Source organism: Thioalkalivibrio sp. ALJ24, from assembly GCF_000377785.1.
Classification (GTDB): Bacteria; Pseudomonadota; Gammaproteobacteria; order Ectothiorhodospirales; family Ectothiorhodospiraceae; genus Thioalkalivibrio.
In genome coordinates, this window is sequence record NZ_KB898730.1 from 79,743 (window position 1) to 100,405 (window position 20,663).

Here is a 20,663-nt window from a genome sequence, read left to right on the forward strand (position 1 = left end):
GAGTGCGGTCATGAAGTGGACCGATACCAGCGAAATTGCGATGCAGCTTGCGGACGAGCATCCGGACGTGGATCCGCGTACGGTGAACTTCGTCGACCTGCGTAACTGGGTGATCGAGCTTCCCGAGTTCGATGATGACCCCGACCGTTCCGGCGAACGGATCCTTGAGGCGATCCAGCTGGCCTGGATGGAGGAGGCCGACCTCGACGACTGATCGTCGAGGGGGCGCCTGCTGCAAGGCGGGGTAAGAGCGTTGGTGGTGCCGGACGAATCGGTGCGGCCGTTGCCGCGCGCCGGCCCGGCCGCTACACTGCGCGCCGCGTGTTGCGCCCGTGACCGCGTTCGCATCGGGAACCCGCCATCCGGCGGGTTTCGTGTTTGCGGTCACGGAGCCATCCCCCTTGCCCAGACGATTTTGTCCAGACTCAGGAGAGCCCCATGGCCGTTGAACGTACCCTTTCCATCATCAAGCCCGACGCCGTCGCGAAGAACGTGATCGGCGAGATCTACAGCCGTTTCGAGAACGCCGGCCTGCAGATCGTGGGCGCACGCATGATGCACCTCGACCGCGCCCAGGCCGAAGCCTTCTACGAAGTGCACAAGGAACGCCCGTTTTTCAACGATCTGGTCGAATTCATGATCTCCGGTCCGGTGATGGTCCAGGTGCTGGAAGGCGAGGACGCCATCGCGAAGAACCGCGACATCATGGGCGCGACCAACCCCGCCGAGGCGGCCCCCGGTACCATCCGTGCCGACTATGCGGTGTCCATCGACGAGAACGCGGTGCACGGCTCCGATGCCGCGGATACCGCCGAGCGCGAGATCGCGTTCTTCTTCGGTGACGACGGCGTCTGCCCGCGTACGCGCTGAGATCTGCCGCGCAGGAACCGGGGCCGGGCACCTGACGTGCTCGGTCCCGGTGCATTGCCTGTAGGCAGGCGGGTCCCGGGCGAAGTACACTGTGGGATCCGCTCCAATCGGTCGTAGGAATGTCCGTGTCCAATCACGCCCCCGTCAACCTGCTGGGTTACAGCCGCGATCAGCTGGTCGAGCTCTTCGCGCAGTGGGGTGAGCCCCGTTTCCGCGCCACCCAGCTGGTCAAGTGGATCCATCAACGCGGGGTAACGGACTTCGATGCGATGACCGATGTCTCGCGCAAACTGCGCGAACGCCTGGCCTCCGAGGCGGAGATCCGCACGCCCGAGGTCGCCCTGGAAAAGACCTCCGATGACGGCACCGTCAAATGGGTGCTGCGTCTCCCCGATGGCAACGCGATCGAGACCGTCTATATCCCTGACGGCGGCCGCGGCACCCTTTGTGTGTCCTCGCAGGTCGGCTGCGCGCTCGACTGCACTTTCTGCTCCACCGCCCAGCAGGGTTTCAACCGCAACCTGACCAGCAGCGAGATCATCGGCCAGGTCTGGCTGGCGATGCAGCGTCTGCCGGCACCCGAAGGTCGTCCGCGCGCCGTCACCAACGTGGTGCTGATGGGCATGGGCGAGCCGCTGGCGAACTTCGACGCGGTGGTGCCGGCGCTGCAGCTGATGACCGATGACAACGCCTACGGGCTCAGCCGGCGGCGGGTCACGGTGTCGACCTCGGGTCTGGTGCCGGCGCTGGATCGGCTTGCGGAGCACACCGACGTGGCGCTGGCCCTGAGCCTGCATGCCCCCAACGATGAACTGCGCGACCGCCTGGTCCCGATCAATCGCAAATACCCCATTGCACCCCTGATCGATGCCTGCCGGCGCTACGTGGAGGCGACCGGGTCGCACAGCGGGGTGACCGTCGAATATGTCCTGCTGGCAGGGGTCAATGATCGGCCCGAGCATGCGCGCGAACTGGCGGCACTGCTGCGCGGCCTGCCCTGCAAGCTCAACCTGATCCCGTTCAATCCGTTCCCCGGGGCACCGTTCGAGCGCCCCGGCGAGGCGGATATCGAGCGCTTCGAACGGTTGCTGCAGAAGGCCGGGTACGTGACGACGGTGCGGCGCACGCGGGGGGATGACATCGATGCCGCCTGCGGCCAGCTGGTGGGACAGGTGGAGGATCGCACCAATCGGGGCCTGCGCATGATCCGGCTGCACGCGGAGATCCCGGCTAACCAGCGGAGGGCTTCCTGATGGGGAGTGGCAAGTCGCTGGGGCGTGCGGCTGCGGTCCTTGCGCTGGCCGGTCTCCTGCATGGCTGTGGGGCAATGGAACAGCGCGCTGGCGAGAGCAACGAAGCCGCCGACGTGAATGCCGAACTGGGCATCGGGTACATCCGCGAGGGTGAATTCGACCAGGCGGAGGTCAGCCTGAAGCGGGCGCTGGAATATGATCGCAATCACGCCATGGCGAATCTCGGCATGGCCACGCTGTACGAACGGCGGGACGCGGTGGACGAAGCGGTGGAGCACTACGAGCGTGCCCTGGCCCAGGACCCGGATGATCCGCATATCCAGGTGAGTACCGGTGCGATGCTCTGCCGCCAGGGTGACTTCGAGCGCGCCCAGGATCTTTTCGGCAAGGCAATCGACAACGTCGACTACGACCGGCGCGACCTGGCCTTGCTCAATTCGGGCGCCTGCTACGCCGACGAGGGCGAATACGAACGCGCGGAGCAGCGCCTGCGCGATTCGCTGGAGCGCAATCCGGAAAGCCCGCGGGCCCTGCTGGAACTGGCCTCGGTGAGCTATCAGCGGGGCGAACCGATGCAGACGCGTGCCTTCCTCCAGCGGCTGTCAGGGCGCGGCATCGAAAATGCCGAGACCCTGCTGCTGTGCTATCAGGCCGAGACGGACCTCGGCCGTGACCGCGACGCGGCGGCCTGTGCCGAGCGGCTGCAGGAGGAATACCCGGACAGCAGCCAGGCCGCGAAGCTGCAACGGCTGGAGCGGGAAGGTGGCTGATCGCGGCTCGCGCGAACCGGATCTGGGCCGTGTGGAGGACGTGGACGACACGGCCGCTGGCCGTCCGCCACTGAGCGCCTCCGGGGGGCCGGGCCATGAGGAAGAGCCGCCGGTCACCAGTGGCCTGACGATACGGGACCGGCCCTTTTCCGAGGAAGGCCCCGAGTCTCCCGGCGACGACGATGGCGAAGCCCAGCCGGGACGCGGTCTGCGGGTGGCGCGCGAAGCGGCCGGGCTGGAGCTCGCCGAGCTCTCGCGGCGAACCCATCTGGGGCGTTCGTTGCTGGCGGACCTCGAGGCCAACCGTTTCGATCACATCACCCCGGCGTACGTGCGTGGCTACCTGCGTTCCTGCGCGCGCGAACTGGGTGTGGATCCGGACCCCTGGATTCGGGCCTACGACCGGCGTGCTCCGGCCGAGCCCGACCCGCGACCGGTCGCGACCCGCAGGCATCGTCCGCGCGGCCGGCGGCGGCTGTGGCCGTGGTGGCTGGGGGCACTGCTGATTGCGGGCGTGCTGGCCCTGGCCGTCGCGTTGTGGACCGAGGAGCTGTCGATGGACGCCCTGCCGTTCTCGGTCGGTGAAAACGGCGAGCTGGCCGGGGCGCTGGAGCCCGAGGGCGAACACGAAGAACCGGCCGCTACCGCGCCGGACGAGGATCCCACGGTCGAGGCAGAGGCCCCGACCATCGGTCCGCCCGAGCCGCTGGCGCCGCCGGAAGAGGAAGAGGCCGCGCGGGAGGATGAGGATCGGAGCGAGGACGCAGACGTCGTCGATGCCGAGGACCCGTCGGCCGCGGAGCCGGGCGTGGCCGCCGCGCCGGCCGGTCTGACCCACGGCATGGATGAAGGGGTGTTGCCACGCCCGCTGGCGGTCACGCGGGACGCGCCGGAGGCGGCCGCTGACACCGAAGAGGCAGAGATCGACGACCCCGCGCCGGCCGAAGGCATGGCGCGGCTGGAGCTGGAGATCAGCGAGACCTCCTGGGTCGAGATCCGGGACGCGTCGGACGCCGTTGTACTGACCGGCGTGCTGTCGGCGGATACCCGCGAGGAACTGGAACTGGAGCTGCCCGGGCGCGCGGTGCTCGGCAATGCCCCGGGCGTCGAGCTGACACTGAACGGCGAATCCGTGGACTTTGAAGAACACGTCCGCGGAGACCGTACGGCCCGATTCGATCTGGATGAATGACGGTGCGCCCGAACGGCCGCGCCCCGAACCGGAACCTGCCCGAATAAACCCGATGAAAGCCATTCGATCCATTCGCGGGATGCACGACATCCTGCCCGACAGCATCCACCTGTGGCAGCACCTGGAAGACCGGCTGCGCGAACTGCTCGCGCGCTATGGTTACCACGAGATCCGCATGCCCCTGGTGGAGGCCACCGAGCTGTTCGCGCGTTCGATCGGCGATGTCACCGACATCGTCGAGAAGGAGATGTACACCTTCCAGGATCGCAACGGCGACAGCCTGAGTCTGCGGCCGGAGGCCACGGCGAGCTGCGTGCGCGCCGGGATCCAGCACGGGCTGCTGCACAATCAGGTGCAACGGCTGTGGTACATGGGGCCGATGTTCCGCCATGAACGGCCACAGAAGGGGCGCTACCGCCAGTTCCACCAGGTCGGCGTGGAGGTGTTCGGCCTGCCGGGCCCGGACATCGATGCCGAGGTGCTGGCGATGACCGCGCGGCTGTGGCGCATGCTGGGGCTGGAGAACGTACGCCTGGAACTGAATACCCTGGGCACGCCGGAGTGCCGCGCGCAGTACCGCGAGCACCTGATCGCCCATTTCGAGGCGAATCGCGACGCGCTGGACGACGAGGCGCGCAACCGGCTGTACGAGAACCCGATGCGCATCCTCGACAGCAAGGACCCCGGCACGCGCGAGGTGGTCGCCGGCGCGCCGTCGCTGATGGACCATCTCGATGCCGAGTCGCGCGCCCATTTCGATGCCCTGTGCGGCCACCTGGATGCGCTGGGCATCGCCTGGGAGCACAACCCGCGGCTGGTACGCGGGCTCGACTACTACACCCATACCGTGTTCGAGTGGATCACCGACGAGCTCGGGGCCCAGGGCACGGTGTGTGCCGGCGGCCGTTACGACGGTCTGGTCGAACAGCTGGGCGGGCGCGGGACGCCCGCGATCGGCATGGCGATGGGGCTGGAACGCCTGGTTGCCTTGCTGGAAGCGCGCGAGGACGCGCCCGCGCCCGGGACGCCGGATGTCTATCTGATCGTGCCGGAGCCCGACCATACCGGCGAGGCCCTGCGGCTGGCCGAGGAACTTCGCGATCGCCGCCCGGATCTGCAGCTGGTGCAGCATTGTGGCGGTGGCAGCATGAAATCGCAGATGAAACGGGCGGATCGCCTGGGCGCACGCCTGGCCCTGGTGCTGGGACCCGACGAGGTTGCGGCGGACACCGTGACGGTGAAACCGCTGCGCGAACCGGGGGCGGAGCAGCGCAGCGTGAACCGCGCGGATCTGGCCGCCGAACTGAACACCGCCCTGCAATCCTGAAGGAAGAGGCAACATGAGCTATCTCACCGACGAAGAAAAGGCGGAACGAATCAAGCAGTGGTGGTCCGACAATGGCATGGCGGTCATTGCCGGGCTGGTGCTCGGGATCGCCGGCCTGTTCGGCTACAACTGGTGGACCGGTCAGCAGGCGGAGCGCGCCGAACAGGCCTCCGAGATGTATCAGGTGCTGCAGTTCAGCATGCGCGCGGGGCAGTATGAACAGGCCGACGAGATGGCGCAGCAGCTGATCGAACATGGCGGCCGCACGCCCTATGTCGCGCTCGCCTGGGCCCATCGCGCCGAAGTGGCGCTGGCCGGCGAAGACCGTGAAGCCGCGGTGGCGGCGCTGCGCGAGGCCGTGGATGCGGCACCGGATGCGGGGCACCGGGAGCTGTTCCGTCTGCGTCTGGCGCGCCAGCTGATCCAGAGCGAGGAACTGGAGGAGGCGGAATCCGTGCTGGCTTCGGTCGAGGATGATGCGTTCCGCGGCCTGCGGCTCGAACTGAGCGGTGATCTCGCCCGCGCCCGTGGCGACAACGACACCGCGCGCGACCACTATCGCGAGGCGCTGGATGCCGGCCATACGCCGGAATATCTCGAACTGAAATACGAAGACCTGTCCGCCTGAGGAAATCCGTCAACATGCATCACTTGCTGCAACTTCGCCCCGTCCTGCGGCTGTTCGCCGTCGCGGGCCTGGCCATGTCCGTGAGTGCCTGCGGCCTGTTTTCGCGGGACGAGACCGAGCCCCCGGCGGAGCTGGTCGACTTTGACGTCCGTGGCGAACCGAGCGAGCGCTGGTCGGCCTCGCTGGGGCGGGGCGGCGAGCGTTTCCTGTGGGAGGTGTATCCGGCCGTGACCGAGGATCGCGTGTTCGCCGCCGGCGCGGACGGGCGGGTGATGGCGTTCGACCGCGACTCGGGCTCGCGTGAATGGCGCACACAGCTGGATGACGTGCGGATCGCCTCCGGTGTGGCCGTGGGCGACGGTGTGGCCGTCGTTGGCACCCTCGAGGGGATGGCGATCGCGGTGAGCGATGATGGCGAGGGCGAGCGCTGGCGCACCCGACTGTCCAGCGAGGTGATCGCGATTTCCGAGGTGGCCTCGGGCGTGGTGATCGCGCGGACCAACGACGGGCGCCTGCACGCACTGGATATCGCTACCGGTGCGGTGCAGTGGACCGCGCTGCGCACCACGCCCGCGCTGAGCCTGCGCGGGGGCCACGTGCCGCAGATCGTGGGCGGCCGGGTGCTGGCCGGCTTCGACGACGGCCGCCTGATGATGCTCGGGATCAATCGCGGCAATACCCTGTGGGAGACCACCCTCGGGATCCCCGCCGGGCGCTCGGAGGTCGAGCGCATGGTGGACGTGGACGGCCATATCCCGATCTACCGCGGCGCGGCCCTGGGCGTCAGTTACCAGGGACGCATGGCCGCGGTAGACCTGAACTCCGGCGAGATGTACTGGGATCGGGAGTTTTCGTCGTATCAGGGCGGGGATGTCTCCATCGGCCGCGACAGGCTGGTGGTCAGCGATGCCGAGAGCCATGTTCACGGCATCGACCCGCGCAGCGGTGCGGACCAGTGGGAGAACTCGGGCCTGCGCCTGCGCAGCGTGACCGCGCCGGTGATCCATGACGACTTCGCCATCGTCGGCGACTTCGAGGGCTACCTGCACTGGCTGGATCTGGAAGACGGCGACTTCGCCGCGCGTACCCGGGTGGCCCGCGGTGCGGTAGTGGCACGTCCGGTGCTGGAGGACGACACCCTGTACGTGATCACCGATAACGGTCGTCTGACCGCGGTGGACGTGCGCATCGGCGCCGACGGGGACGACTGATTCACTCATGATCCCCGTCGTTGCGCTGGTCGGGCGCCCCAATGTGGGCAAATCGACCCTGTTCAATCAGCTGACCCGTTCGCGCGACGCCCTGGTGGCGGACATGCCCGGACTGACGCGCGATCGTCAGTACGGCATCGGGCGCGTGGGCGAATTTCCCTACATGGTGGTGGATACTGGCGGCCTCTCCGGCGAGGAAGAAGGGGTCGACCGCGCCATGGCCGAACAGACCCGCCGCGCGGTGGCCGAGGCCGATCACGTGCTGTTGCTGGTGGACGCCCGCGACGGCCTGACGCCGCAGGACGAGGCCATCGCGGAGCAGCTGCGGGCCAGCGGCGCGCAGACGCGGGTGGTGGTGAACAAGACCGACGGCCTGGATGCCGACGTGGTCAGCGCCGAATTCCATGCCCTGGCGCTGGGCGAGGTGACCCCCATCGCCGCCGCGCATGGTCGCGGCGTGCGTGCCCTGATGCAGGCGGTGCGCGACGACGTGGCCCGGGGACGGGCGCGCGAGCCGGACGCCGGGGATGACGCGTCCGGTGATGAAAACGCGGCCAGTGACGGGCTGGACGCCGCCGCCCAGCAGGCGGCCCTGGACGACTGGCCCGGGATCCGCGTGGCGGTGGTCGGGCGGCCCAATGCCGGCAAGTCCACCCTGGTCAACCGCATCCTCGGGGACGAACGCGTGGTGGCCACCGAGGTCGCCGGGACCACGCGCGACAGCATCTTCGTGCCGTTCTCGCGCGAGGACCAGGACTACACCCTGATCGATACCGCCGGGGTGCGGCGCCGCGCGCGGGTCCACGAGACCGTGGAGAAGTTCAGCGTGGTCAAGACCCTGCAGGCGATCGAGGCCGCGCACGTGGTGATCATGGTGATTGATGCCCGAGCCGGGCTTTCGGATCAGGATGCGCACCTGCTGGGTCTGGTGATCGATGCGGGACGGGCGCTGGTGCTGGCGGTGAACAAATGGGATGGCATGGACCCGGATGATCGCGAGTGGGTCCGGTCCGAGATGGAGCGCCGCCTCGGGTTTGTCGATTACGCGCGGATGCGGCTGATCTCGGCGTTGCACGGGACCAATGTCGGCCACCTGCTGGACGACGTCCGCGAGGCCCACGCCAGTGCGTTCGTGGACATCTCCACCCCGGAGCTGACCCGGTTGCTGGAGGCCGCGGTGGCCGAGCATGCCCCGCCGCTGGTCAGCGGGCGGCGGATCAAGCTGCGCTATGCGCACCAGGGCGGGCAGAACCCGCCGGTGATCGTGATCCACGGGAACCAGACCGACCGTCTGCCGGGTGCCTACAAGCGCTATCTGGAGAACTTCTTCCGCCGTCAGCTGAAGCTGGTGGGTACTCCGCTGCGTCTGGAATTCCGGTCCGGGAAGAACCCCTATGCCGGTCGGCGCAACAAGCTGACGCCGCGCCAGCAACAGAAACGCAAGCGACTGATGCGCCATGTCCGCAAACGCTGAGCCCGCGCTGTCCGATTTCGCGCGGGTGGTCGAACCGTTCCGCGTGATGGACATCCTCGACCGCGCCCAGGCGGCCGAGCGCGCCGGCCGTGACATCATCCACCTCGAGGTGGGCGAACCCGATTTCGTGACCCCGCGCGAGGTGGTGGCCGCCGGCGAGGTGGCGCTGGCCGCGGGGGAGACCCGCTATACCCCGGCTCACGGACGCGAGAACCTGCGCCGCGTCATCGCGGATGACTACCGCGAGCGCCATGGCGCCGAGGTCGATCCCGATCGGGTCGTCGTCACCTCCGGGGCCAGCGCCGGCATCCTGCTTGCGCTGGCCGCGGGCGTGAATCCCGGCGAAGAGGTCCTGCTGCCGGATCCCGGGTATGCCTGCAACCGCCAGTTCGTGGCCGCCCGCGGCGCGCGGCCGAAGCCCCTGGTGGTGTCGCCCGAGGACGGCTGGCAGCCGACGCCCGAGGCGGTCGCCGCGGCCTGGAGCGAACAGACCCGGGCGGTGCTGCTCGCCTCGCCCGCCAACCCTACCGGCACCTGCCTGCCGCGCGAGACCCTTGCGGAGATCGTGGCGGTGGTGGAGGCCCGCGGAGGGCTGGTGATCATGGACGAGATCTATGGTCAGCTGGTGTTCGGCGAGCCGGAGCGCAGCGCGGTTGCACTGCATCCGAATGTGGTGGTGATCAACAGCTTCTCCAAGTATTTCGCCATGACCGGGTGGCGGCTGGGCTGGATGGTGGTGCCGCCGTCATGGATCGACCCGGTACGGCGGCTGGCGCAGAACCTGTTCGTGGCACCGTCCTCCGTGGCACAGGCAGCGGCGATGTTCGCATTCCGGCCGGATACCGAGGCCGAGCTGCAGCAGCGGGTGCGCGAGCTGGAACGCCGCCGCGATGTCCTGCTCGAGGCCCTGCCGGATCTGGGTCTGGTGGTGCGCGCACGACCGCAGGGGGCGTTCTACATCTACGCCGACTGCAGTGCCCATGGCGAGGACTCCGAGGCGCTGTGTGCCCGGATCCTCGATCAGGCGGGGGTCGCGCTGACCCCCGGCACCGACTTCAGCCCGGCGGATGGCGCGCGTCACCTGCGGATTGCCTACACCCATGGCGAGGAGCGGCTGCGCGAGGCGGTTGAGCGCCTGCGCGGCGTGCTGGCCTGAGGCCGGGAGGCCAGGTCGGGCTCAGGCGCGCGGGGCGCGGTCGTGCAGATCGGCCAGGGCGCGGCCCTGAGCCAGGCGCGCGCTGCCGAGCGCGGCCTCGTCGGTATCGGCGGCCTCCACCGCAACCCCGAGGATGCGTGCCCGGATCCGCTGCCAGGCGGGATTGCGCGCGCCACCGCCCAGGCTCAGTACCCGTTCCAGCGGCGGGGCCCCCAGTTCCCGCAGGCGGGCGTAGCCGTCCCGTTCGATGCGCGCGATGCCCTCCAGCAGACCCTGCAGGAAACGCGCATCGTCCGTCGGGCGGGGCTCCATGCGGGGCAGCAGGTCCGGATCGTTGACCGGGAACCGCTCGCCGGGCGCGGGCAGAGGGAGGTAGTCCAGGCCGCTGTCGCTGTCCGGGTCCATCGCCTCGCTCAGGCGTTGCAGGGTCGCGTCGTCGAAGAACCGGCGCAGCACGGCCCCGCCACTGTGCGAGGCGCCGCCGGCCAGCCAGCGATCCCCCAGCCGGTGGCTGTAGACCCCCAGCTGCGGCGCGAACAGCGGCTGCGGGGACAGCTGCTTGAGCGCCAGCGTGGAGCCCAGGCTGGTCACGCCGGTGGCGGTATCGCGCACCCCGGTGGCGAGGAAGCCGGCGATCGAGTCGGTGGTACCGGCAACCACGCGCGAGGCCGGGTTGAGCTGCAGCCGGGCCGCCAGATGCGGATCCACCGGGCCCAGCGGCGTCCCTGCCGGTACCACTTCCGGAAGCAAGGCGGCATCGGGTCCGAGCGCGTGTTTGAGCCACTGCGGCCATTCCCGCTCGATTACGTCGAAACCCAGCTTGAGGGCGTTGTTCTCGTCCATGCGGTCGTACAGCCCGCGCAGGCGCCCGGCCACCCAGTCGGCGGGATGCAGCACCCGGCGCACGCCCGACAGGCCGCGCGTCTCGCGCAGCCACAGCAGTTTCGCGGCCGAGGACGAGGCCGAATGCACCGCGGCCTCCGGCGGCGCCAGGCTCTCGAGGCGGGGGACCACCGTGGCCGCACGGCGATCGTCGTACATCAGCGCGGGCAGGACCGGGTGGCCGGTCTCGTCGGTTGCCACCAGGGTCCCGGAGGTGCCGTCGACCGCGATACGGGCGGGTTCGCCATCCAGCGCGGGGACCAGCTCCTCCAGCACCTCGGTCAGTGCGGCCCACCAGGCCGCCGGATCCTGCTCGTGCATCCCGCCCTCCCGGCGGATGGCATCGGGGGCCGGCGTGCGGCGGGCACTGGCCTGCGTGTGACCCTCGGGATCCAGCAGCACGCCGCGCACCCCGGAGGTCCCGAGATCCAGACCGATCGCGTGCGGGTACATGCCGGCGGTCAGTACTCGGAGCCCTGCGGACTGCGGGTCGGCGGGGGCAGGGTCACGCTCTGCGGCGGGGTCCAGCCGTCCTGACGATGTTCGGCCACCACCGTGGTGTAGATCCCGCCGCGCACGTAGAAGTTGGCGGTCAGGCGCATGAACCGCGGATCGGTGGCCGCGACCAGGTCGTTGAGGATCTGGTTGGTGACGGCCTCGTGGAAGGCCCCCTCATTGCGGAAGGACCACATGTAGTTCTTCAGCGACTTCAGCTCCACGCAGCGCTGGTCGGCCACGTACTGCAGGTGCAGCTCGGCGAAGTCCGGCTGCCCGGTCGCCGGGCACAGGCAGGTGAACTCCGGGATCCGGATATAGATCGCGAAGTTGTTGTCCGGCGCGGGATTGTCGAAGGTATCCAGGGTCTTGCTCGGCTGGCTGGGCATGAATGCGTTCTCGTCTCGGCTGGTTGCGGTTCGGGAATGGCGGGGATGCGCCGCATGCGGGACCGCGTCGGGGTCACCTCGGGCGCTCAAGCGTGTACCATTCTACGCCCGTAAACCTCAGGCTGCGGAACACCCAGGATCCCCACGTGCGCCTCGCCCGAATCAAACTGGCCGGATTCAAGTCCTTCGTGGATCCCACCACGCTGGTGCTGCCGGGCAACCGCGTGGGCGTGGTCGGCCCGAACGGCTGCGGCAAGTCGAACACCATCGACGCCGTGCGCTGGGTGATGGGCGAGTCTTCCGCCAAGCACCTGCGCGGGGATTCCTCCGAGGATGTCATCTTCAACGGCTCTTCCAGCCGCAAGCCGGTGGGGCAGGCCAGTATCGAACTGGTGTTCGACAATTCCGAAGGGCGGCTGGGTGGCGAATACAGCGCCTACACCGAGATCGCAGTCAAGCGCGCGCTCACCCGCGACGGGCAGTCGAAGTACTATCTGAACGGCCATCGCGCGCGCAAGCGCGATATCGTGGATCTGTTCCTGGGCACCGGCCTGGGGCCACGCAGCTACGCCATCATCGAGCAGGGCATGATCGCGCGGCTGATCGAGGCGCGCCCGGAAGAACTGCGCACCTATCTCGAAGAGGCCGCCGGGATCTCGAAATACAAGGAGCGCCGGCGCGAGACCGAGAATCGCGTGCGCCACACCCGCGAGAACCTGGAACGCTTGGAGGACCTGCGCGAGGAGGTCGGCAAGCAGGCGGAGCGTCTCAATCGTCAGGCGGCCACCGCGGAACGCTATCAGGAACTGGCCGCCGAACGCCGGCGCAAGCGGGCCGAGGTCATCCTGCTGCGGCTGCAGGCCGAGGAGGCCGCGCTGGAGGCCCGCCGCGCCGAGCTTGCCGCCGCCGAGACCGAGCTGGCCCGCCTGCAGGCCGAAGCGCAGAACGCCCGTACCCGTTCGGAGACCCTGCGGGCGCAGCGCGCGGAACGCGAGGCCGAGGTCTCCGCGGCCCAGAGCGCGTACTACGACCGTGCCGCCGAGGTCTCGCGCCTGGAGCAGTCCATCCGTCACGCCGAGGCCGAACTGGAGCGCGAGACCCGCGAACTGGAGGATCTCGACGCGCGCATCCGCACGGCGGGCGAGCAGCAGACCGCGGTGGCCGGGCGCATCGACGCGGCGCAGCACGAATGCGAGCGTCTTCGCGGGGAGCTGGAAAGCGCCGAAGCCGAACAGCAGCGCCTGGAGACCGCCGCCGAAGAGGCCGAACAGGCGGACCAGGCGGCGCGCGAGGCGCAGCAGCAGTGGGAGCGCAACCTGGCCGAGCCGCGCCAGGCCGCGCAGGTCGCCCGCTCGCGCATGGACAGCGCCGAACAGACCCGCCAGCGCCTCGCGCGCCGGCGCGAGAAGCTGGAGTCCGAAAAGGCCGCGCTGCCGCAGACCCATCCCGGCGAACAGGCCGAGCGCGTGGAGGGCGAGCTGGCCGAACTGCGCGAGAGCCTCGAGGGCGAGCAGGCGCGCAGTACCGAGGCCCGCACCGAGCTCGAGCGCCTGGAGGCGGAACAGGCCGAGGAGCAGGATCGCGCCCATGCGGTGGAGCGCGAGCACCGCGAGGTGGCGGGGCGCCTGGCCGGACTGGAATCCTTCGGCGGCGAGGCCGATCCCGAGGCCACCCGCAAGCGGCGCGAGGAATGGGCGCGCCGCCACGGCATCGAAGCCGGTCGCCCGCTGGTCCAGGCGCTGGAGGTCGAGGACGGCTGGGACACCGCGGTGGAGGCGGTGCTGGGGAGCTGGCTGGAGGCCGAGGTCCCCGAAGGGGCCGGCGATCCGCTGACCCTCGAGGCCGCGGCGCTGGCGGAACTGCCGGAGGCACCGCTGCGGCGGCTGGACGGGACGGCGGCGCCGGACGAAGCGGTGCCCGCGGATAGCCTGGCCGCGAAGCTGCGCGGTCCGGTGGCGGTCCGGCGCTGGCTGGCCGGCATCTACTGCGCCGAGGATGCGCAGGCGGCACGGGAACGTGCTCGCCAGTGCGGTCCCGGTGAGAGCGTGATCACTCGCGCCGGGACCTGGCTGGGCCCGGGCTGGCTGGCCCACGGCACGCTGGAGGCCGAGGTCAGCGGGGCCGTGGCGCGGGTGCGTCTGGCGCGCGAGCTGGAGCAGCAGCGCGACGAACTGCAGGCGCGCAGCGAGGCCCTGGCGGGATCCCTGGCGCAGCGCAAGCAGCGCATCGGCGAGGCGCGTGCGGCGCGTGAAGCGGTCGATGCGCGCATCGCGGAGCTGCGCAAGCAGCTGCAGGACGGCGAGAATCGGGTCCAGCGACTGCGCGATCAGGCACGCCAGCTGGAACAGCAGCAGGCGCGCATCGACCGCGAGCTGGAGGAGGTGGTCGAGGAGGACGAACGCGCGCGGGCCCAGTTCGAGGAGGCCGAAGCCGAGCGCAACCGCGCGCTGGAGCGTCTGGAGGGCCTGGAGGCCGACCGCGAGGCGGTGGAGGGCCGCGTGGCCGCGACCCGCGAGGCTCGCCAGCAGGCGCGTGAACAGGCCCGTTCGGCACGCGATGCCGCGGGCAGGGCACGCCTGGCCGAGCAGGAGGCGCGCCATCGGCTGGAGCGCGAACAGAGCGAGCGTGAACGCCTGGAGCGCCAGCTGAGCGAGGATCGCGAGCGCCAGCAGCGCCTGCGCGAGGGTTTGGAGGGTCGGCGCGGTCCGCTGGAACGGTGGCGGGCGGACCTGCAGGCGGCCGCCGAGGCGCGGCAGACCGCGGAGTCCGCGCTGAACGAGGCGCGTGCGCGGATGGACGAGTGCGACCACGCCCTGCGCGAGGTGGCCGGCGAGCTGACGCAGCTGGAACAGCGGGTGGAACAGCAGCGCTCGACCTGTGAGGAGTACCGGCTCGATCAGCGTTCACGGGCCACGCAGCTGGAACAGCTGCGCGAACAGCTGCAGGAATCCGGCTTTGACGCGCGCGAGCTGGCGTCCGGCTTGCCGGAGGATGCGGACGTCGCGAGCTGGGACCGGGCGATCGCCGAGCTGGACCGGGCGATCGAAAAACTCGGCCCGATCAACCTGGCGGCGATCGACGAGGCCCGCGAGCTGGAAGAGCGCCAGCGCTACCTGGAGGAACAGCACGCCGATCTGATCGAGGCGCTGGAGACCCTGGAGGCGGCGATGCAGCGCATCGACCGCGAAACCCGCACGCTGTTCCGCGAGACCTTCGACAAGGTCAACGCCGGCCTGGGCGAGAAGTTCCAGCGCCTGTTCGGCGGGGGCGAGGCGCGCCTGGAGATGACCGGCGACGACCTGCTGGACACCGGCGTGGCGATCATGGCCCGCCCGCCGGGCAAGCGGTTGTCCACCATCCATCTGATGTCCGGGGGTGAGAAAGCGCTCACGGCTTCGGCGCTGGTATTCGCCATCTTCGAGCTGAATCCGGCACCCTTCTGCATGCTGGACGAAGTGGATGCCCCGCTGGACGAGGCCAACGTGGGCCGCTTCGGCGAGCTCCTGCGGGAGATGTCGGAGCGGATCCAGTTCATCTTCATCACCCACAACAAGTCGACCATGTCCATGGCGGAACAGCTGATCGGCGTTACCATGCACGAACCGGGCGTGTCCCGTCTGGTGAGCGTGGATGTCGACGAAGCCGTGGAACTGGCCGGGGCCTGACCGCCCCGGCGCGCAACGAACGAGGGATATCGTGGACTGGATGCGGTTGAGTCTGCTGCTGCTGGGCATCGTCCTGATCGCCGGGATCTGGATCACCCATCGCTTGCGCACGCGCTCGCGCGGACGCGGCGAGGGCGAGGACCTGGGTGACTGGGACGAGGATGCCGTGCACATCCGCGCGGGCGGTTCGGATGCCACCGATGCCGGGCCGAGGGTGACGGGCGGACGGCGCGAGCCGCATCTGGGCGTGACCTCCCCGGGACCGGATATGGATCCGGAACTGGATGACCCGTTCGAACCGACGACGCAGGCCGGGAGGCGGAATGAAGCCCGGGATCCGGTGAGTGACATCTACGGGGTGCTGGAGGATGAGGAGCCTCGCGGCCCCGAGGCCGATGCCGGCGATGACGTGGCGTTCGAGACCGATTACCGCGGCGACCTGCGCGCGACGCGCGAGGACGAACCGGCCCCGGCACCGGAGGCCCGGCCGGCACCGGAGAAGGGTCCTCGACAGGAAGAGGAGCACCGGCGCCGGGGTGCCGGGTTGATGGGGCGGCTGCGCGGGGCCGCACGCCGGGGCGCGGATGCCCTGGACGGAATGCGCGCGAAGAAGACGCAAGGTGGCGATCAACTGGATCCCGATCATGAGCTGGATCCCGATCTGATCGAGGGGCCGGAACCGCCCGATCCGGAGAGTCTGGGCGAGTACGTCTCCGAGCCCCGGAAGGTCGGTCCGAACCCGCGGGCCGCCTCGGCCTCGCTGCAGGAGAAGATCCTGCTGCTGCACGTGGTGGCGCCGCGCAACAAGCCGTTCACCGGGGTGGCCCTGGGGGCGGCGCTGGAGCGCGCGGGCCTGCAGCCCGGTGCCATGGATATCTACCACTATCACGAGCCGGCCAGCGACAGCCGGCAGCCGCTGTTCTCGGTAGCCAATATGGTGGCTCCGGGGACCCTGCGCGACGAGGACCTCGCGGACATGATGACTCCCGGGGTGACCCTGTTCACCCAGGTGCATTACAGCGCCGACCCACAGCGCGCGTTCGAGGCGCTGCTGGAGAATGCCCACGCGCTGGCACGCGACCTGGGCGGCACCATCCTCGATGCGCAGCAGTCCACCGCCACCAACCAGACGCTGTCGCACATGCGCGAGGAGCTCAACCAGTGGCTGCTGCGTAACCGGCCCGACATCCTGCGCCGTGGTGGGGCGCGATGAGTCTCGAGCGCGAGCGCCTGGAGGCGCTGCGCCGGGAGATCGAACACCACAACCGGCGCTACTACGTCCACGACGACCCCGAGATCTCCGACGCGGAATATGACGAACTCCTGCGCGAGCTGGAGGCGCTGGAGGCCGCGCACCCCGAATGGATCTCTCCGGACTCGCCGACCCAGCGCGTGGGCGCGCAGCCGGCCGAGGGCTTCGCGACGGTGCGTCACCGCCTGCCGATGCTGTCTCTGGCGAATGGCTTCGAGGCGGACGAAATCCACGACTTCGACCGCCGGGTACGCGAACGCCTGGCGCGCGAGAGCGGTGATCCGGCACGTGCCGAGCAGGCCGTCACCTACATGGCCGAACCCAAACTGGACGGGCTGGCGATCTCGCTGCTGTTCGAGGACGGGGTACTGGTGCGCGCCGCCACCCGCGGCGACGGCGAGACCGGCGAGGACGTGACCGCCAACATGCGCACCGTACGCCCGGTTCCGCTGCGTCTGGATCCGGCCGGGGCGCAGGCCGTTGGCGGGACGATTCCCGCCGTGCTGGAGGTGCGTGGCGAGGTGTTCATGCGCCGGGCGGATTTTCTCCGCCTGAACGAGGGGCTGGAGGCCGAGGGGCAACGCGGCTTCATGAATCCGCGCAATGCGGCGGCGGGCAGCCTCCGCCAGCTGGACCCCAAGGTCACCGCGAGACGGCCACTCAGTTTCTTTGCCTATTCCGTGGGCCATGTCGAGGGCGGTGTGCTGCCCGGGCGTCAGTCGGCGGTGCTGAACGCCCTGCGCGAGCTTGGCCTGCCGGTGTGCCCGGAGCGCCGGGTGGTGACCGGGGTGGAGGGCTGCCTGGGCTATTACGACGAGCTGGCCGCGCGGCGGCGCGATCTGGATTACGAGATCGACGGCATCGTGTACAAGGTCGACGATCTGGCGGACCAGCAGGTGCTGGGGTATGTGTCGCGGGCCCCGCGCTGGGCGATCGCGCACAAGTTCCCGGCCGAGGAACGCACCACCACGCTGCGCGATGTCGAGTTCAACGTGGGGCGCACGGGGGCCCTGACGCCGGTGGCGCGGCTGGAGCCGGTGCTGGTGGGCGGGGTCATGGTGTCCAACGCCGGCCTGCACAACATGGACGAGGTGGAGCGCAAGGATATCCGCATCGGCGACCGCGTGATCGTGCGCCGCGCCGGGGATGTGATCCCGGAGGTGGTTGGCCGCGCCGGTGGCGAACGGCCGGCGGAGACCCGCGCGATCGAGCTCCCGGCCACCTGCCCGGAATGTGGCTCGCACGTGGAGCGCCCGGAAGGCGAGGTGGTGGCGCGCTGCACCGGCGGGCTGGTGTGTCCCGCGCAGCGGCGCGAGGCGCTCAAGCACTTCGTGTCGCGCCGCGCGATGGACATCGAGGGCTTCGGCGAGAAGCTGATCGAACAGCTGGTCGACAGCGGGCGGGTGCGCACCCCGGCGGAGCTGTTCGCGCTGGACGCGGAGACCCTGCAGCAGCTGGAACGGGTAGGGCCGAAGCTGGCCGACAACCTGGTGCGCTCACTGGAGAACGCGCGCGAGACCACGCTGGCGCGTTTCATCTTCGCCCTCGGCATCCGCGAGGTCGGCGAAGTCACCGCGCAGGCCCTGGCTGCGCATTTCCGCGACCTGGATGCCCTGATGGCGGCGGACGCGGAGACCCTGCAGTCGATCCCGGACGTGGGGCCGGTGGTGGCCGAACACATCGTGCATTTCTTCGCCGAGCCGCATAATCGCGAGGTGGTCGAAGCCCTGCGTGCGGCCGGCGTGCACTGGCCGGACCCGGAGCCGGCGCCGGCCCCGCCCGGTGACGCCGGGGACGAGGCCGCGCAGGCCCCGCTGGCCGGGCGCACCTTCGTCCTGACCGGTACCCTGGAGGCGATGAACCGCGACGAGGCGCGGGCGCGTCTGGAGGCGATGGGCGCGAAGATCACCGGCTCGGTCTCGAAGAAGACCAGCGCGGTCATCGCGGGCGCCGACCCCGGCTCCAAGGTCACGAAGGCCGAATCACTGGGTGTCCCGGTGCTGGGCCCGGAGGAACTGGCCAGGTTGCTGGAAGGCGAGGATCTGCTGGCCGAGTCCGAAGCCCCGGAAGCGCGCAGGGGTTTGCCTTTCTCGGAGCCCGCAACATGACTTCCCGCACCGATTACGAAGCCGTGGCGGAAGAGGTGTACCAGACGGCCCGAAACCTTCTTCCCGCCGTGCAGTCCCTGATCGAGAAACTGGAGCATCCGGATGGTTGATCTTACGCCCGCTCAGCGGGAGGTGGTGGAGCGTCTCGTGCACCGGCATCTGCCCGCGGGGACGCGGGTGTGGATGTTCGGGTCGCGCGCCACCGGGGACAGCGCGCCCGAGTCGGACCTGGACCTGCTGGTGGAAGCCGGCGAGGTCCTGGATTTTGCGATCCTCGGGGAGCTGGAGGCCGATCTTGCCGAATCGGATCTGCCGTTTCCGGTGGATGTGGTGGATGCGCACCGGATATCGGAGGAGTTCGCGGCCCGCATCCGGTCCGAATGCGTGCCGCTGGCGGGGGCCGGGGAGGCCGGCTAACGTCCTTCGCGTGATCGCTGTTCCAGCAGGTTCTGCATCCGGGTCAGGCGTTCCTGCAGCGCCGTCGTTTCCTCATGCAGTGCCTGCAGTTCATTGTGCAGAGCCTTGTTTTCCTCGTGCACACTATCGTGGATGGCCTGCTTTTCGATCTCGACCGCACGATCGTGCATGCGCTGCATCGCATCCACGATGATGGCGATGAACAGGTTGAGCACGGTGAACGTGGCGATCAGGATGAACGGCACGAAGAACGCCCAGGCCCAGGGGTGTTCCTCCATGACGGGGCGAGCCACGTCTTCCGACCAGCCTTCCAGCGTCATCACCTGAAACAGGCTGTACATGGTCGCGCCCAGCGTGCCGAACATCTCGGGATGCGTTTCGCGGAACAGCCCGGTGGCGATGATCGCGAACACGTAGAAGATCAACAGCAACAGACCGATGATGGAGATGATCCCCGGGATCGCGCGCAGCAGCGCCTCGACGATGAAGCGCAGCTTGGGTACCAGCGAGACCAGGCGCAGCAGACGCAACACGCGCAGCACCGAGAACGGGCCGGTGGCCGGGATCAGCGCGATGCCGACGACGAAGAAATCGAACACGTTCCAGGGATTGCGCCAGAACCGCAGGCGATAGACGAACATCTTCGTCAGCACCTCGGCGGTGAAGATCGACAGGATGATCGCGTCGGCGCTGGTGATGACCGGCCCGATCCACTGCATCACCGTGTGCGAGGTCTCGAGGCCCAGGGTCACGGCATTCAGCAGGATCAGCCCGATGATGAAGCGCTGGGTATAGTTCGCTTCGATCAGGGTCGTGAGGCGGCTGCGCAGGGTGGCGGTTTCGGTCATGGTGGTCCGGTGTCGGCTGAGGCCGCGGTATCCGTTGGCGTGAAGCGGCCAAAGAGTAGGGCAAACCCGCGCCAGCGGCAACGAACGACGGGACAGGCAAGGCAAGGAGTTAAAGGATGTGGGATGAACGTTATGCCGGCGAGGAGTTCGCCTATGGCACCGAGCCGAACGACTTCCTGCGCGAAGCGGTCGCCACGCTGCCGCCGGGCGATGCGCTGTGTTTGGGCGAAGGCGAGGGACGCAACGCCGTCTATCTGGCCGAGCAGGGCTTCGACGTGATGGCAGTCGACAGCTCGCTGGTGGGGCTGCACAAGGCCGAACGCCTGGCCGTCGAGCGTGGGGTGGAGATCCGGACGGAGGTGGCCGATCTGGCCGACTACCGCATCGAGCCGGATGGCTGGGACCTGATCGTGTCCATCTTCTGCCACGTGCCGCCGGAGATCCGCCGCCGGGTCCATGCCGACGTGGTGCAAGGACTGCGTCCCGGCGGGACCTTCATCCTCGAGGCCTATACCCCGGCGCAGCTGGCCCACGGTACGGGCGGGCCGCCGGTGGAGGAGATGATGATGGATCTGAACGCCCTGACCGACGAGCTGGACGGGCTCGAGTTCGATTATGCCCACGAGCTGGAGCGCGACGTGCTGGAAGGGGTCTACCACACCGGACGCGGCGCGGTGGTCCAGGTGGTCGGCCGGCGCCCGGCCTGAGCCCCTGGCGCGAGCCGGA

The 20,663-nt window shown here is 69.3% G+C and carries 18 protein-coding genes; 15 read left to right on the plus strand and 3 right to left on the minus strand.

Features of this window, described 5'->3' with window-relative positions:
* The first annotated feature begins 10 nt into the window (after positions 1 to 10).
* The 10 genes from iscX to D571_RS0110330 all read left to right on the plus strand — a co-directional run bounded on the left by iscX (position 11) and on the right by D571_RS0110330 (position 9,881).
* Positions 11 to 214, plus strand: a complete 204-nt coding sequence (gene iscX / locus D571_RS0110285; RefSeq protein WP_018936603.1) for a Fe-S cluster assembly protein IscX — start codon at positions 11 to 13, stop codon at positions 212 to 214.
* Positions 215 to 438: 224 nt separating this feature from the next.
* On the plus strand, positions 439 to 870 hold the full coding sequence (gene ndk, locus D571_RS0110290; RefSeq protein WP_018936604.1) for a nucleoside-diphosphate kinase: 432 nt from the start codon (positions 439 to 441) through the stop codon (positions 868 to 870).
* A 119-nt stretch (positions 871 to 989) separates the two neighbouring features.
* Positions 990 to 2,123, plus strand: coding sequence for a bifunctional tRNA (adenosine(37)-C2)-methyltransferase TrmG/ribosomal RNA large subunit methyltransferase RlmN (locus D571_RS0110295; RefSeq protein ID WP_018936605.1), 1,134 nt, complete (start codon positions 990 to 992; stop codon positions 2,121 to 2,123).
* On the plus strand, positions 2,123 to 2,893 hold the full coding sequence (gene pilW / locus D571_RS0110300; RefSeq protein ID WP_018936606.1) for a type IV pilus biogenesis/stability protein PilW: 771 nt from the start codon (positions 2,123 to 2,125) through the stop codon (positions 2,891 to 2,893). Before D571_RS0110295 ends, pilW begins: the two co-directional genes overlap by 1 nt.
* Positions 2,886 to 4,085 (plus strand): RodZ domain-containing protein, encoded by a 1,200-nt coding sequence (locus D571_RS0110305; protein ID WP_018936607.1) that lies wholly within the window; start codon positions 2,886 to 2,888, stop codon positions 4,083 to 4,085. The genes pilW and D571_RS0110305 overlap by 8 nt, the downstream gene beginning before the upstream one ends.
* A 52-nt stretch (positions 4,086 to 4,137) precedes the next feature.
* Positions 4,138 to 5,412, plus strand: coding sequence for a histidine--tRNA ligase (gene hisS, locus D571_RS0110310; protein WP_026287776.1), 1,275 nt, complete (start codon positions 4,138 to 4,140; stop codon positions 5,410 to 5,412).
* Between the two features lie 13 nt (positions 5,413 to 5,425).
* The gene (locus D571_RS0110315; RefSeq protein WP_018936609.1) at positions 5,426 to 6,040 is read left to right on the plus strand and encodes a tetratricopeptide repeat protein; all 615 of its coding nucleotides are present in this window, start codon (positions 5,426 to 5,428) and stop codon (positions 6,038 to 6,040) included.
* Positions 6,041 to 6,054: 14 nt separating this feature from the next.
* Complete coding sequence (gene bamB / locus D571_RS0110320) at positions 6,055 to 7,251, plus strand: outer membrane protein assembly factor BamB (protein WP_018936610.1); 1,197 nt, start codon at positions 6,055 to 6,057, stop codon at positions 7,249 to 7,251.
* Positions 7,252 to 7,258: 7 nt separating this feature from the next.
* Positions 7,259 to 8,725 (plus strand): ribosome biogenesis GTPase Der, encoded by a 1,467-nt coding sequence (gene der, locus D571_RS0110325; RefSeq protein ID WP_018936611.1) that lies wholly within the window; start codon positions 7,259 to 7,261, stop codon positions 8,723 to 8,725.
* Complete coding sequence (locus D571_RS0110330) at positions 8,709 to 9,881, plus strand: aminotransferase class I/II-fold pyridoxal phosphate-dependent enzyme (protein WP_018936612.1); 1,173 nt, start codon at positions 8,709 to 8,711, stop codon at positions 9,879 to 9,881. Before der ends, D571_RS0110330 begins: the two co-directional genes overlap by 17 nt.
* 21 nt (positions 9,882 to 9,902) lie before the next feature.
* Here D571_RS0110330 and D571_RS0110335 read toward each other — a convergent pair whose 3' ends face one another.
* Together D571_RS0110335 and queF are read right to left on the minus strand one after the other, a co-directional pair.
* Positions 9,903 to 11,216 carry an FGGY-family carbohydrate kinase gene (locus D571_RS0110335; protein ID WP_018936613.1) on the minus strand — a complete coding sequence of 438 codons (1,314 nt, stop codon included), beginning with the start codon at positions 11,214 to 11,216 and terminating at the stop codon, positions 9,903 to 9,905.
* Between the two features lie 8 nt (positions 11,217 to 11,224).
* A complete protein-coding gene (gene queF, locus D571_RS0110340; RefSeq protein ID WP_018936614.1) occupies positions 11,225 to 11,647 on the minus strand; it encodes a preQ(1) synthase in 423 nt (140 codons plus the stop codon).
* Between the two features lie 146 nt (positions 11,648 to 11,793).
* On the opposite strand from queF, the gene smc reads away from it, so the two are divergent.
* From smc to D571_RS0110365, 4 genes are all read left to right on the plus strand, one after another.
* A complete protein-coding gene (smc, locus tag D571_RS0110345) occupies positions 11,794 to 15,312 on the plus strand; it encodes a chromosome segregation protein SMC (protein WP_018936615.1) in 3,519 nt (1,172 codons plus the stop codon).
* A gap of 31 nt (positions 15,313 to 15,343) precedes the next feature.
* Complete coding sequence (gene zipA / locus D571_RS0110350; RefSeq protein WP_018936616.1) at positions 15,344 to 16,525, plus strand: cell division protein ZipA; 1,182 nt, start codon at positions 15,344 to 15,346, stop codon at positions 16,523 to 16,525.
* Positions 16,522 to 18,672: an NAD-dependent DNA ligase LigA gene (gene ligA, locus D571_RS0110355; RefSeq protein WP_018936617.1), complete on the plus strand. Its 2,151-nt coding sequence runs from the start codon at positions 16,522 to 16,524 to the stop codon at positions 18,670 to 18,672. The genes zipA and ligA overlap by 4 nt, the downstream gene beginning before the upstream one ends.
* 102 nt (positions 18,673 to 18,774) lie before the next feature.
* Positions 18,775 to 19,089, plus strand: a complete 315-nt coding sequence (locus D571_RS0110365) for a nucleotidyltransferase family protein (protein WP_018936619.1) — start codon at positions 18,775 to 18,777, stop codon at positions 19,087 to 19,089.
* Here D571_RS0110365 and D571_RS0110370 read toward each other — a convergent pair.
* A complete protein-coding gene (locus tag D571_RS0110370; RefSeq protein ID WP_018936620.1) occupies positions 19,086 to 19,937 on the minus strand; it encodes an ion transporter in 852 nt (283 codons plus the stop codon). The genes D571_RS0110365 and D571_RS0110370 overlap by 4 nt on opposite strands.
* Positions 19,938 to 20,053: 116 nt before the next feature.
* On the opposite strand from D571_RS0110370, the gene D571_RS0110375 reads away from it, so the two are divergent.
* On the plus strand, positions 20,054 to 20,644 hold the full coding sequence (locus tag D571_RS0110375; RefSeq protein ID WP_018936621.1) for a cyclopropane-fatty-acyl-phospholipid synthase family protein: 591 nt from the start codon (positions 20,054 to 20,056) through the stop codon (positions 20,642 to 20,644).
* Positions 20,645 to 20,663 lie beyond the last annotated feature (19 nt).

Coding starts and splice junctions, on each gene's coding strand:
- iscX (WP_018936603.1), top strand. CDS start 11: ATGAAGTGGACCGATACCAGCGAAATTGCGATGCAGCTTGCGGACGAG.
- ndk (WP_018936604.1), top strand. CDS start 439: ATGGCCGTTGAACGTACCCTTTCCATCATCAAGCCCGACGCCGTCGCG.
- D571_RS0110295 (WP_018936605.1), top strand. CDS start 990: ATGTCCGTGTCCAATCACGCCCCCGTCAACCTGCTGGGTTACAGCCGC.
- pilW (WP_018936606.1), top strand. CDS start 2,123: ATGGGGAGTGGCAAGTCGCTGGGGCGTGCGGCTGCGGTCCTTGCGCTG.
- hisS (WP_026287776.1), top strand. CDS start 4,138: ATGAAAGCCATTCGATCCATTCGCGGGATGCACGACATCCTGCCCGAC.
- D571_RS0110315 (WP_018936609.1), top strand. CDS start 5,426: ATGAGCTATCTCACCGACGAAGAAAAGGCGGAACGAATCAAGCAGTGG.
- bamB (WP_018936610.1), top strand. CDS start 6,055: ATGCATCACTTGCTGCAACTTCGCCCCGTCCTGCGGCTGTTCGCCGTC.
- der (WP_018936611.1), top strand. CDS start 7,259: ATGATCCCCGTCGTTGCGCTGGTCGGGCGCCCCAATGTGGGCAAATCG.
- D571_RS0110330 (WP_018936612.1), top strand. CDS start 8,709: ATGTCCGCAAACGCTGAGCCCGCGCTGTCCGATTTCGCGCGGGTGGTC.
- D571_RS0110335 (WP_018936613.1), bottom strand. CDS start 11,216: ATGTACCCGCACGCGATCGGTCTGGATCTCGGGACCTCCGGGGTGCGC.
- queF (WP_018936614.1), bottom strand. CDS start 11,647: ATGCCCAGCCAGCCGAGCAAGACCCTGGATACCTTCGACAATCCCGCG.
- ligA (WP_018936617.1), top strand. CDS start 16,522: ATGAGTCTCGAGCGCGAGCGCCTGGAGGCGCTGCGCCGGGAGATCGAA.
- D571_RS0110365 (WP_018936619.1), top strand. CDS start 18,775: ATGGTTGATCTTACGCCCGCTCAGCGGGAGGTGGTGGAGCGTCTCGTG.
- D571_RS0110370 (WP_018936620.1), bottom strand. CDS start 19,937: ATGACCGAAACCGCCACCCTGCGCAGCCGCCTCACGACCCTGATCGAA.
- D571_RS0110375 (WP_018936621.1), top strand. CDS start 20,054: ATGTGGGATGAACGTTATGCCGGCGAGGAGTTCGCCTATGGCACCGAG.